Below are 12,664 nucleotides of genomic sequence, written 5' to 3'. Positions count from 1 at the left end.
CCGTCAAGCACCTGCTCTCTGCGACCGCTTGATTGAATCCCGCCCAGCCGCAGCAACGCTGTGCGAGGCGCCCAGAAGTCCTGGATGATCCGCACACGGCCCGAAGGCGAGATCCGTGAACGGACCACGATGTGGCCGCAATAGGCCATGGCCCGAACGGGCCACATCGCAACGCCTGACAAGGAAGTCGACCGTTGGAAGAGTCGACTCCATGTATCTCGTCCACGCCGGCCTGCGCGCACCGCGCGACGCCCCCGCTGTCTTGGACCTGCGCTCGCTGATCCGTTCCCGTCTCGGCCCGGACGACGGGGCCGAGCACATCAGTGTCCATCCGCACGCCCGGCCGGATCCCGTGATCGGCCTGTACCTGCGTGCGGGCAGCCTCGCGGCGGCGGAGGAGCGCGCGGCCATCCTGATCCGCCTGCTGCTCTCGCGCTGCCCCGAGCTCGCGGACTGGACGCCACTGGGGGCGGAAGTGCCGCTCATGGCAGCCGCGTTCGAAGACCGACCGCCCGCCTCGGAGGCTTCCGAGCCTTCGCTGGACTGATTGGTCCAATGCCGCTTCGGGCCACCCCGATCCCCTTCCACCCCTTCTGACCAGCGACGAAAGTGGTTCTCGCCGGCAGGGAGCAGCTCCCGGCGGGCCAGGACCGGACAGCGCCACCGCGGGACGCAGGCCGGTTGAGGACACCAATCCGTCGCTCGAACCGTCAGAAGAGGACACCACCATGCTCCGCACCCGTATCGCCCAGGCCGCCGCGGTCGCCGCCGAGCAGGCCGCAGCCTCCACGGACTCCATGGGCTGGTCATAGGACCGCAGCGCCCGTCAGCCGGCCCTCCGCACACACGCCGAACCACCGAACCGAGGTATCCCCATGTCTGCAACCGTCCGTCCCCGCACGAAGATCGCCGCACTGGCCGGCCTGACCCTGGCCGGTCTCGCCCTCTCCCTGGTGCCCGCCGGTACGGCGAGCGCCGCCTCCGTCGCCACCTGGGACAAGGTCGCCCACTGCGAGTCGACGGACAACTGGAGCATCAACACGGGCAACGGCTACTACGGCGGACTCCAGATATACAAGCCGACGTGGGACTCCTACGGAGGCCAGCAGTACGCCGCGTACCCGCACCAGGCCACCAAGCAGCAGCAGATCCTGATAGCCGAGAAGATCCTCGCGGGCCAGGGCGCCGGAGCCTGGGGCACCTGCGGAGCGGCCGCGGGTCTCGCCGACGACCACGCCGACCCCTACCCGGAAGTCCCGCCCACCGCCGCGGTGTCTGCGACGGTCCACCTGTACGGGATCGGTGCGGACGGCCGGGTGTACGGCAACAACGGGAACTACTCGGCGGGTACGTGGGACGGGTACAAGACCGTCGACGGCACGCAGGGCTTCAGGCAGACCACCTCGATCCGGGTGGGCGACGAGGTGCACGTCTACGCGATCGGCGCGGACGACCGTATCTACGAGGACCGCGGCAACTTCAAGACGGGCACCTGGACCGGCTTCCAGCTCGTCGACAACACGCAGGGCTTCCAGCAGATCTCGGTCGCGGCGACCGGCAACACGGTCCGCCTCTTCGCCCTCGGCGCGGACGGCCGCGTGTACGGAAAGAGCGCCGACTACGCCCAGGGCAGCTGGACCACCCTGCAGCTGGTGGACGGCACCGCGGGATTCAAGAAGATCACCGCCACCGCGACCGGCAACACCGTCCGCCTCTACACCATCGGCTCCGACGACCGGATCTACAACGCGAACGGCAACTACTCCACCGGCACGTGGAGCCCCTTCGCCCTGGTCGGCAACAACGCCGGCTTCAAGCAGGTCGCCGCCACGACGACGAGCGAGGGCACGGTCCGGCTGTACGCGATCGGCTCCGACGACCGGATCTACAACACCAACGGCAACTACTCCACCGGTACGTGGAGCGGCTACGACGTGGTCGGCAACGCAGCCGGCTTCAAGCAGCTCGCGGCCACCCCCGCGGACAAGACCGTACAGCTCTACGCCATCGGCTCGGACGACCGGATCTACAACACCAACGGCAACTACTCGACCGGTTCCTGGAGCCCCTTCGCCCTCGTCGGCGACGCCGCAGGCTTCAAGCAGATCAGCGCCACCCCCGGCGCCTGACCCGCCGGCAGGACGTGCGCTGGGCTGAACCAGGGACCCGGAGCCTGCTCCTGTATACCGCCGGGCGCGCCAGGGAACCCATGGAGGGCTCTCCCGCCCGAGGCGGCCGCATGCCCGCGGCCCTGGCAAGGCGGCGCGTATCGGATAGAGGGAACGGCAGTGGCGAAGGCATATCTGGTGGGCAGTGGGATCGCGTCGCTCGCGGCGGCGGCGTTCCTGATCCGCGAGGGCGGCTTCTCGGGGCACGACATCGTGATCCTGGAGGAACAGGACCGCGAGGGCGGGAGCCTGGATGCGGAGGGATCCCCCGAGACCGGGTACACCATGCGCGGCGGCCGTATGTTCGAGATCCACTTCGGCTGCACGTACGACCTGCTGGCTTCCATCCCGTCGCTGGACGACCCGGCCAAGTCGGTCACGGAGGACACGTTCGCGTTCCACGAGGACTTCGCCTGGGACGACCACGCCCGCCTCGTCGACGCCGACGGGAGCATCATCGACGCGCACGCGATGACGTTCTCGGAACGGGACCGCCTCGAACTCGTGAAGTGCGTGGCCACGCCCGAGAGGCTCCTGGACGGCAAGCGGATCTCGGACCTGTTCCACGAGGAGTTCTTCACCACCAACTTCTGGGCGATGTGGTGCACCACGTTCGCGTTCGAGCCCTGGCACAGCGCGATCGAGTTCCGTCGCTACCTCAACCGCTTCGTCCACCTGTTCAAGTCTTTCGACACCATGTCGGGCATCTACCGCACCCGGTTCAATCAATTCGACTCGATCGTGCGGCCCCTCCTGGCGTGGCTGACCGCTCAGGGTGTCACCGTCCGGCTCGGCACCCGCGTCACCGACCTGAGCCTGGCCGACGGCGACGCGCTGACCGTCGAGGCGATCGTCTGGGAGCGCGGCGGGAAGGCCGGCCGGACGGCCATCGGCCCGGACGACCTGGTGATGGTGACGAACGGCTCCATGACCGCGAATTCCACCCTGGGCTCCACCGATACCGTCCCCGCCCTGGACACCACGTCCTCCAGCGGGGCTTGGCAGCTGTGGGAGACCCTGGCCGCCAAGCGCCCCGGACTGGGCGACCCGAAGGTGTTCGACTCCCACATCAAGGACTCCACCTGGGAGTCGTTCACGGTCACCACCAAGGACCCGCTCTTCTTCAAGCTGATGGAGGAGTTCAGCGGAAGCGAGGCGGGCAAGGGCGGCCTGATCACGTTCAAGGAGTCCAGCTGGCTGCTGACCATCGTGCTCAACCACCAGCCGCATTTCCGGGACCAGCCCGAGGACACGTTCGTGTGGTGGGGATACGCGCTGTTCCCCGACAGGCGGGGCGACTTCGTGGGCAAGCCCATGTCCGAGTGCACTGGCAGGGAGATCCTTGACGAGGTACTGCGGCATCTGCCGTTCTCCGAGCGTCAGCGGATCCTGGACGGCTCCCTCGTGATCCCGGCGAAGATGCCCTACATCACCAGCCAGTTCCTGGTCCGCAAGGCCGGCGACCGCCCCCAGGTCGTGCCCGCCGGCTCCACCAACCTGGCCTTCATCGGCCAGTACGCCGAGGTCCCCGACGACGTGGTCTTCACCGTCGAGTACTCCGTACGCACCGCCTGGACCGCCGTCGCCCAATTGCTGGGGCTCGACAGGCAGCCCCCACCGGTCTACAAGGGCCAGTACGAGCCGAAGATCCTCATCGACGCACTGCAGACCCTGCACCGACGCTGACCGGGCAGCCCGAGAGCGAATGGGCCGCTGGTCGAGAAGACGGCAGCGCGCCACTCGCACCGGGCACCCGGGGGAGATGCCCCTGCTCTTTCGACGCACGAGACCCCGAGGCCGTCACCGCCTCGGGGTCTCGCCTTCTCAAGGCCGAATCGGGCCAAGCCCAGTCGACGCCGAGCTTCACGAGACCGGCTCCGCCCCACCCTCGACTGCAACCTCCTCCCCGTGGGCCCCCGGGACTGGAACTGCCCCCGGCCACTCGACTGGCAACGGCACTACCGCGTCCTGGCCGACCTGGTCGACGCTGACGGGCAGCTGCCCGACATCGCCCCGGGCGTGCTGATGGACGGCGACGGCATCGGGCGGGGGCTCCAGCTCGCCCCACATGGCGTCCTGGACGACGTCCCTGAAGAACACGTGCGGGAGCACTCCGTTCTCGTTGGAGACGTGGCACTCGTAGGCGTCCTCGAACCCGGGCCCCGAGCAACCAGGTCCTCCACGAGCCGTACGCCGGCAGCAGCCTTGTCGGCAGCGCCATGTGCCGGACGCTATCCCATTGCGTCAGCACTCCCCGCTGTCATGGAGCGACCGGGCAGCGCTGGCGGCTATGAGCGTGGAGGCCGTTCCGCAGGGTGCTTCGAGGCGGCCGGCCGATCCAACTCGTCGTCCGGTAGGGCCGATCCACTATTGGTTACACCGTACACAACGTGTACGGTGTAACCAGAGACCAGCGACCGGAGGTTCTGATGTCCCACCCGACTGTTGCGCACGCGTTCGCCGCTTTGATGAACGGCCACGACCCCGACGCCGTGGACGGCTTCGTGGCCGAGGACTACGTCAACCACAACCCCTACGTCGAGGACGGCCGCGAGGCCAACCGGGCGTTCTGGGGCCGCTGGTTCGCCGCCTTCCCCGACACCCGGGTCACCCTCGAGGACGTCATGGCCGACGGGGACCGGGTGGCCGGCAGGTTCACCTACCACGCGACTCACCTGGGGTCGCTCCTCGGAGAGGAGCCCACCGGCCGCCCGGTGGAGATGCGGTCGCTCGACATCTGGCGGGTACGGGACGACGGCATGGCGGTCGAGCACTGGGACGAGCTCAACACCGTCGAGTTCTTCACCCAGCTGGGCCTGCTGGCCCCGATGAGCATGCCCGGTGAGCCCGCCGGACTGCGGAGCCGGGAAGAGGGCGACGCGGCATGACACCTTCCGCGCAGGGATCCAAGCCCTCCCCTTCCCGGGAGCGCCGGGAGCGGGAACGGGCCGAAGCACGGGCCGAGATCCTGCAGGCCGCCCGCGAGATGGCCCGCGCCGACGGCTGGGATTCGGTGAGCATGCGCCGCCTGGCCGACCGGATCGGCTATTCCGCCAACTACGCCTACCGCTACTTCAAGGGCCGCGACGACATCCTGCTGGCCTTCGTCAGGGACGGTTTCGTCCGGCTCGCCGGCATCATGCGCTCGCGCGGTACGTCCGTCCAGACGGCGGCGGCCGCCTACCTGGACTTCGCACTCGACGAGCCGGACCTCTACCAGGTGATGTACGGCCTCGGCGGCGTCCACGTGCCCGCCGCCGAAACCGTCACCGAAGGTGCCGAGGTCGGCGCCGTGATCGCGGACGCCCTGGGGATCACGGACCCCTACGAGGACCGCATCGCCCGCATCTGGGCCACCGCGCACGGCCTCGCCGCCCTGCACGCCATCCGCAAACTCCCCGTCGACCGCGCCCACCTGCACCGGCTGCTGGCGGCCAGCGTCGACGACCTGCTCCGCACTCCGCAGCAACCAGATGGAGACGCCCGATGACCACAGCCCTCACCGTCCCCGGGTGGACGGCCGACCACATCCCCGACCAGAGCGGCCGCACGGTCGTGGTGACCGGTGCCAACAGCGGCCTGGGCTACATCACCGCCCGTGAACTCGCCCGCCACGGCGCCCACGTCATCCTCACCGCGCGAAACAAGGACAAGGGCCGAGCCGCGCTGGACGGACTCCGCGCAGAGCTCCCCGAAGCCACCGCGGAACTGCGCGCCCTGGACCTGGCCGACCTGGACTCGGTCCACGCGTTCGCCGACGCCCTCGACACACCCCTGGACCTGCTCGTCAACAACGCGGGCATCATGATGCCGCCGCGCGCCCTCACCAAGCAGGGGTTCGAGTCCCAGTTCGGCACCAATCACCTCGGGCACTTCGCGCTGACCGGCCTGCTCCTGGAGCGGCTGCGGGCCGGAACCGACCCGCGCGTGGTGACGGTCTCCTCGACCCTGCACAAGAACGGAGCCATCCACTTCGACGACCTCGACGGCTCACGCTCCTACACACCGCGCGGGTTCTACGCCCAGTCCAAGTACGCCAACGTGCTGTTCGGCCTGGAACTGGACCGGCGACTGCGCGCGAACGCCGTCCCGGTCCGCAGCGTGCTGGCCCACCCCGGCTACTCGGCGACGAACCTCCAGTCGTCCGGACCGACGGGGCTGCTCAAGGCGATCCTCAAGGTCACCAACCGGCTCGTCGCCCAGGACATGGAGACGGGCGCACTCAACCAGCTCTACGCGGCCGCTGCCCCGAACGCCCAGGGCGGCCAGTTCATCGGACCGGACGGACGCAACGAGGCCAAGGGCCACCCCACCCTCGTACAGCCGGTCGAATCAGCCACCGACCCCGCGACCGCCCGCCGCCTGTGGGACCTGTCGGAACAGCTCACAGGAGTCCACTACGACTTCAGCCCCCGCCGCACCGCCCCGCACGCCACCGCCGGCGCCACACCGACAACGTCACGATGAACTCACCCGCATGCCCACCGGCGCCCACGAACACTCCGTCCGTGGACGTCGCCGCCAGGGTCCGGTCCGCGGGGGAAATGGTCATCGGAGGAGCGCCCATTAGGGAAGACACCGAGTGGGGCTCTGCCGCTGCCTGCGGAAGCCGAGGTGGCCGACGTGGCGGAGGGTCCGAGGGACGGTCGCAACGGTGCCGGCGGCGCGGACGGCAGCGATTTGGTCTCGGTGGCGGTCGGCATCTTCGGGACGTACGACGACGTGCTGAGGACGGCCGGGCCGGTCGGGATCTGGCTGCGTCCGGTCGCGGGTGCGGGGCTGATCCTGGTGGCTCTGTGGTTGCGCAGTTCGCGGCTCGCGGCTGGCCAACCCGAAGGTCGGCTGGAGGTTCGGCTGGCTCTCCTTCTGCTTTCTGGCGGTCGCCGTGGTGGCCAAGGACGCGCACCGCACCGTTCCGCGCGCGATCGTGGCGGCCGCGGTCCTTGGCATGTTGTTCCTGATCGCGCTCACCGTCGTGATCAAGGACAACCCGCGGATCTCCGCCAGCGGCTCACCGGTCGCGGCGATCATGCGGGATCAGCTCGGTCCGGTCATGGAGCGGGTGCTGCTGGTCGCCGTCACGTTCGCGTTCTTCGGCGCCGGGGTCGTGACTCTGACGGCGTGCGCTCGCCTTGTCTTCGCGATGGCCCGCGATGGGCGTTTCCCGGCCCATCGGCTGATGCGGCTCGTCAGTCCGCGGACGCAGACCCCCATCCCGGCGACCGTCCTGATCTTCGCCCTCGGGGTCGTCCTCATGGTCGCGCTGCCGGGCGCCGCGCTGCTGGAGCTGATCACGGCATCGACGATCCTCCCGGCACTCATCTTCTTCCTCGTCATGCTGACGGTCGACCGCGAGGTGCTGGAGACCGAGCCCGGAGACATGAGCGGGGCCCTTCCGCCCCTGAGAGGGAGAGCCCGTCCCCCGTCGCGTGGCTGCTCGCCCACGAGAAGGCCGGTTCCGGCTGGTTGCCCCGTGGCTTGGGCCTTGCCGACGACGTAGAGGGCACCGACCACCTGTCGGGCTGGGTCGCCGACGCCACGGACACCGACGCCCTGGCCGCCTTGGCCGCGGGTGCGGTCGGAGCCACGCTGACCCGCCTCACCGCACCGGGTGCGGGCCCGCTGGCGGTGCTCGGCGAGGTCCGGCTGACCGACCGGTTCCGGTCCGGATCCGGGGCCTTGCGCATCACGCTGGAGTGGCACGCAGGCGGCGGGATCGGCTGCGAGGCCCTGGCTCGTGGCAGGGCGGTGCCGCATTGGCGGTAGGACATTACGACTGCCCGAACTGTGACGCGCCCGCCGGTAGCCCCTGCCGGACCCGGAGCGGGAAGACCGCCGCGAAGTACCACACCCCGCGCTTCGTCCTCGTCCCCGCCGACCGGCACCCGGGCCGCGCGTGGAAGGAGGGCCCGGCGTTCGCCATCGTGCCCGCGCCCCGTACCGAGCGGCCGGTCCGGATCGGGTACGCAAGGACATCGACCGCCCGGCAGGAGCTGGCGAGCCAGCTCGAAGCTCTCCACCGGGCGGAGTGCCACAAAGTACTGCTTCCCGCCGGTGATGCCTGACCTCACCGAGACGGAGGTCGCCTGGCGGCTTCCCGTGCCACCGCGCATCCGTACTTCGCGGCGCACCTCGCCACGGGGTGTTCACCGCGGCCTCGACTACCCAGCTCGATACCGTCCACGTCCGCTGGAGGCTCAAGGCTGGCACCAACGGTGCGCTCTTCACCGATCCGATGGGCAGTACCGGCCTACCGTCCCTGACCGCCTTCGCCGAGAGCTGCAAGCCGCACCCACCGCAGCCGCCGCGCCCCAAATGCCGTCGGCCGCGGAAAAGGAACGGCACCGGCTCCGAAACCGGCTGAGAAGACCATCTGGCCTGTGTGTACGGTCCACTACCGGCGTCCTTGGGCTGCGCCGGGACCTGAGCGGACGTATGGGTGCCTATACCAGCCTCCCCACACCCAGAAGACCATGGACAGAAGGAAGAAGAGGTGGCTGCCACCTGACTACGGTCTGCGCGAACTTCAGCCTCCACGCTGGCTATTGGAGGCGTCTCGATAGCAGGTGACCGGAACAGGAACAAGGTTGGGACTTGAGGCCTGCTCAGGTTCACCCGGCACCGAGCAACTTCAATAATCGGCGACAGCTGTCGCTGGTCAGCTTGTCGTTTAACGTTCCGGCCCGAAGTTGAACCTCGGGCATGCTCGCGAGTTCTGGCCCCTGCAACGGTAATCGTTACGCGCACTGTGTGATGAACCGGCGACGGTGCCATGCCGGGCATACGAACGTGAGCCTGGAGTGCTGTACTGACCCGGTGGACGCAGCCCTAGCCACTCTGTTCGTCGGTATCGCCGGTGTCGGTGGAACCGTGGCATCGGGTTATCTGGCTCAACGCGCATCCCTTCGGACGCTGAGCCGGGAGAGTGAGCGTCAGCGCCTTGACAACCTTCGTAACTGTTACGTCGGTGTCAACAGCCATGCACGCAACTGTCGTTACGCGCTGGCCGACTATGTCCAGGCCATCGTGACCAATACCTTGACAGACGAGATTCGCCAGACTGCCGCCACAGCAATGACTGCCCACCGGGTCCAGTACGACGAAGCACAGATGCTTGTCTCGGACGAAGTGCTGGACGAGGTCCGCAGTGTGAACGACCTGATCAGCATCCTCTACGGGGTGGTGCGACGTATCGATTGCGGCGTTCCCCAGCCGGACGACACGATTGAGCGGGCCAAGCGCCTGCTGAGGGACTTGTGGCCGCCCCTGAAGACCATGCGGGAGGCCATGCGCCTAGACCTCGGCGTGGGAGGGACGCACAAACCGAGCAGCCGTTGACGATGGAGTACAGGCACTCACCTTGATGCTTTTGGCCCGCCGTCGAACGGGGATCGAACTTGTTCGGGGTGTTTCCTGTTCACGGCGCGTCCGTGGGGCCGGAGCCTGATCCTGCGGGAAGAGGTCGGCGCGGCGGGTGGAGGGCGGATCGTGGAACGGGTCGAGCACGGGGTTCAACGAGACGCGTTCGCGGCGGTGACGGCGTTCCGGACCGAGGTGTACGCCTGCCTGCTCTCGCGAAGTGATGCCCTGTTCGAGCTGTGCGACGCGTTGTTGTGCACGGACTGTCCGGTGCGCACGCTCGTGGACCTGGCCCTCGCCCCCGAGCACCGCCGAGGGCACGGCGCCCTCTACGCCGGGTTGAACCAGGGCCGCATCGACGTCGCCCGGCTGCGCCGGGCGCTGGCCGGAGTGCCGTTGCCCCGGGCGGCCGACGGGCGTCTCGTGCTCGCGGTGGACGTCTCGCCGTGGCTGCGACCGGACGCGGACACGTGCTCGGACCGGTCGTTCTGCCACACCTTCGGCCGGGGCCTGGGCAAGCCACCAGATGGTGCCCGGCTGGCTGTACTCGATCGTCGCCGCCCTGGAGACCGGCCGAACGTCGTGGACCGCACTGCTGGACGCGATCCGGCTGGAACCCGGCGCGGACCTGGCCGGCGTCACCGCCGCCCAGGTCCGCGAGGTCGTTGAACGCCTCGTCGCGGCCAGACAGTGGCGGCGGGGTGATCCCGAAGTCCTGGTCGTCCTCGACGCCGGCTACGACGCGCCTCGTATCGCGCATCTCCTGGCCGACATACCGATCGAGATCCTGGGGCGACTCCGCTCGGACCGGGTCATGCGAAAGCCGGTCCCCGTTCCGTGGATCTGCCCGCCGCACGGCGGGCGCCCCCCGAAGCACGGTGGCGAGTTCGTCTTCGGCGATCCGGAGACCTGGGGCGAGGTGGCGGCGGTCACCTCGACCGACACAAAGCGGTACGGGACCGCGATCGAGCAGGCGTGGGACCGGCTCCACCCCCGGCTGACCCGCAGAGCCGCGTGGGGGGATCATGAAGGGCCGCTGCCGATCATCGAGGGCACCTTGATCCGGTTGACCGTGGCGAAACTGCCCAACGGCGGGGTCAACAAGCCCGTCTGGTTGTGGTGGTCGGGCACCAGCGCCCGTCCCGAAGACGTCGACAGGTGTTGGCAGGCGTTCCTCCGCAGGTTCGACGTCGAGCACACCTTCCGCCTGCTCAAGCAGACCCTCGGCTGGACCCGCCCCAAGCTCCGCGACTCAGCCGCGGCCGACCGCTGGACCTGGCTCCTCGCCGCACACGCGCAGCTCCGCCTCGCCCGCCCTCTCACGGCCGATCTCCGCCGACCGTGGGAACGGCCGGCGGAACCGGACAGGCTCACCCCCGCCCGGGTACGCCGAGGGTTCAGGAACCTACGCGCGAAGACGGGCACACCAGCTCGTGCACCGAAACCCACCCGACCCGGCCCCGGCCGCCCGCTCGGCTCGAAGAACCGGCGACCCGCCACCCGCCACGACGTCGGACGCGTCCTCGCCACCGGCGAGTCCTACACCCGACCCGCACGCCACAAGGTCGCCACCAAGCCCCGGCGAACTGGATAAACGTCAAGCTCAGTGTCTCTGAGCAGTCGTCATGCTTCTGGCCTGGGGTTGTGCAGGTTGGTTGAGCGTTGCGCAGTTTCACTGATCCCCGACAGCAGCGGCCCCGGCCCTGCAGTCGGATCGCCACAGTGACCACGTTCCCGTTTCTATCCGGGCTCTATAGTGAAGCACGCGGGGGAGGTGAACGAAGCCCTGGCCTTGGACGGCCTCTCGAGAAGGGGAAGGACCTCGAACGCACTCCTGCGCGGGTGTATCCGCCAGTAGGTTCTCGTTCGGCTACTGGTAACGCAATACGAGGCTTCATCGGCCGTCTGTGGGCCCGACGGGCGGCGGCCCGCAGCTTCCGGTCCGGCTGTGAGGTGAGGGCCGAGAGTAGCCGTGGTTGCCTTGGCTGCAACCCTTGTCCGCCTGCGGGCCCTTTGGCCCGCAGGCGGACTCCGCCTTGGCCGTCGGAGATCGTTTGGCGGACTTTGGACTATTCCTTGTCTGCCATGGATTCGCTGCCGGAGAGGGGGGCTACTTTGCCTGGACTTCGATGTCGTGGAGACTGAACGTGCAGTCGACGGCGTAGAAGCGCTGGTAGGTGTTGGTGTTCAGGTCCGTCCACGCGCTGTACTTATCCGTGTCCGGACCGCCGCATATGGACTTGAGTCGCATTTTGGCGTGGCCCTTGCAGTCGATGTGGCCGCCGGTGTTGCCGATGCTCTTGTTCCGGCAGTCGATGTCGTAGAGGGCTCCGGACTCGTCAGCGACCTTGACGATGGATACCGGAGATCCGTTTGCTACTGGGGCTGCGTGGGCGTAGGTGCCGACTCCGGCCCAGGCGATCCATACGGCGCTCAGGGCTGCTCCGGTTCGTGCGAGTCCCCGCCTCGCGGGAAACGAGCGGGCCCACTGAAGTGTCTTCATCGTGGCTTCCTTTAAGTTCTGTTCCCCATGGTCGGGATCCACGGGGATGAGAGTGCTGCTGAGTGGACCTGGGTGCTTTGGCTCAGATCTTGTTGAAGATCAGCGGCGTGGAGTCAGGATGCCTGACCTTGATCATTTTCTATGGGGGAGCTGAATGAAACTTCAGGAATAGGAGAGGAAGGCGACGCAGCCAGCTCCGCTGTTGCCAGCCGGGCCCGCGAAGCGGCGGCCCATCCTGGAGGCGGAGCCGGAAGGATCCGGGTGGGGAGCGGAGTGGAACCCGCCAACGGGGATAGGGACCGGACCCCGTGAAACGGGATCACTCAGGCCTGCGGACCAGGCCGTTCGGGTGGAGCGAAGCGGAATCCCGAACCACTCCGGAGCGAAGCGCAGGACGCCGGCCCTTCGGGCCGGCTTTGGCGCGGCGAAGCCGCGCCTCGCGTCGAGCCTCCGGCCGAAGGCCGGCGCGGGTCCGCGAAGCGGGCCCCCGCCGAGCGCAGCGAGGCGGTTCCAATAACGCCCAAGCGAAGCGGGGCGGGCGGCCTTCGCCCGAAGGGCGACCCTGGCCCGCGAAGCGGGCCCCCCGAGCGCAGCGAGGGGGGCTCTCCCCAGGCCCAAGCGAAGCGCGGGCCCC

General features: G+C 68.7%; 11 protein-coding genes and 1 pseudogene. 10 read left to right on the top strand and 2 right to left on the bottom strand.

Going from position 1 to position 12,664, the window contains the following annotated elements:
* Nucleotides 1-211: 211 nt before the first annotated feature.
* The 3 genes from ACFTXQ_RS24255 (at nt 212) to ACFTXQ_RS24245 (ending at nt 3,854) form a co-directional block, all read left to right on the top strand.
* Complete coding sequence (locus ACFTXQ_RS24255) at nt 212-547, top strand: hypothetical protein (protein WP_382644085.1); 336 nt, start codon at nt 212-214, stop codon at nt 545-547.
* Nucleotides 548-875: 328 nt separating this feature from the next.
* Nucleotides 876-2,129, top strand: coding sequence for a transglycosylase family protein (locus ACFTXQ_RS24250; protein ID WP_382644083.1), 1,254 nt, complete (start codon nt 876-878; stop codon nt 2,127-2,129).
* Nucleotides 2,130-2,288: 159 nt separating this feature from the next.
* Nucleotides 2,289-3,854, top strand: coding sequence for an oleate hydratase (locus tag ACFTXQ_RS24245; protein ID WP_382644081.1), 1,566 nt, complete (start codon nt 2,289-2,291; stop codon nt 3,852-3,854).
* A 177-nt stretch (nt 3,855-4,031) separates the two neighbouring features.
* On the opposite strand, the gene ACFTXQ_RS24240 is transcribed toward ACFTXQ_RS24245, so the two are convergent.
* Entirely contained in the window at nt 4,032-4,268 is a 237-nt protein-coding gene (locus ACFTXQ_RS24240) for a hypothetical protein (protein ID WP_382644175.1), read from the bottom strand.
* Nucleotides 4,269-4,597: 329 nt separating this feature from the next.
* Between ACFTXQ_RS24240 and ACFTXQ_RS24235 the strand changes: the two genes are divergently transcribed.
* From ACFTXQ_RS24235 to ACFTXQ_RS24205, 7 genes and pseudogenes are all read left to right on the top strand, one after another.
* Nucleotides 4,598-5,056 carry an ester cyclase gene (locus ACFTXQ_RS24235; protein ID WP_382644079.1) on the top strand — a complete coding sequence of 153 codons (459 nt, stop codon included), beginning with the start codon at nt 4,598-4,600 and terminating at the stop codon, nt 5,054-5,056.
* Nucleotides 5,053-5,658, top strand: a complete 606-nt coding sequence (locus ACFTXQ_RS24230; RefSeq protein WP_382644078.1) for a TetR/AcrR family transcriptional regulator — start codon at nt 5,053-5,055, stop codon at nt 5,656-5,658. The genes ACFTXQ_RS24235 and ACFTXQ_RS24230 overlap by 4 nt, the downstream gene beginning before the upstream one ends.
* Nucleotides 5,655-6,635: an oxidoreductase gene (locus ACFTXQ_RS24225; RefSeq protein WP_382644076.1), complete on the top strand. Its 981-nt coding sequence runs from the start codon at nt 5,655-5,657 to the stop codon at nt 6,633-6,635. The genes ACFTXQ_RS24230 and ACFTXQ_RS24225 overlap by 4 nt, the downstream gene beginning before the upstream one ends.
* Nucleotides 6,636-7,053: 418 nt before the next feature.
* On the top strand, nt 7,054-7,668 hold the full coding sequence (locus ACFTXQ_RS24220) for an APC family permease (protein WP_382644074.1): 615 nt from the start codon (nt 7,054-7,056) through the stop codon (nt 7,666-7,668).
* Nucleotides 7,647-7,934: a hypothetical protein gene (locus tag ACFTXQ_RS24215; protein WP_382644072.1), complete on the top strand. Its 288-nt coding sequence runs from the start codon at nt 7,647-7,649 to the stop codon at nt 7,932-7,934. Before ACFTXQ_RS24220 ends, ACFTXQ_RS24215 begins: the two co-directional genes overlap by 22 nt.
* A gap of 1,050 nt (nt 7,935-8,984) precedes the next feature.
* Entirely contained in the window at nt 8,985-9,506 is a 522-nt protein-coding gene (locus tag ACFTXQ_RS24210) for a hypothetical protein (protein WP_382644070.1), read from the top strand.
* A gap of 150 nt (nt 9,507-9,656) precedes the next feature.
* Nucleotides 9,657-11,121 (top strand): annotated as a pseudogene (locus tag ACFTXQ_RS24205) (NF041680 family putative transposase).
* Nucleotides 11,122-11,637: 516 nt separating this feature from the next.
* Here ACFTXQ_RS24205 and ACFTXQ_RS24200 read toward each other — a convergent pair.
* Nucleotides 11,638-12,030 (bottom strand): hypothetical protein, encoded by a 393-nt coding sequence (locus tag ACFTXQ_RS24200; protein ID WP_382644068.1) that lies wholly within the window; start codon nt 12,028-12,030, stop codon nt 11,638-11,640.
* Between the last annotated feature and the right edge of the window lie 634 nt (nt 12,031-12,664).

The organism is Streptomyces sp. NPDC057010, assembly GCF_042673805.1.
Taxonomy (GTDB): Bacteria; Actinomycetota; Actinomycetes; order Streptomycetales; family Streptomycetaceae; genus Streptomyces.
This window is presented reverse-complemented; position numbering and strand designations above follow the sequence as displayed.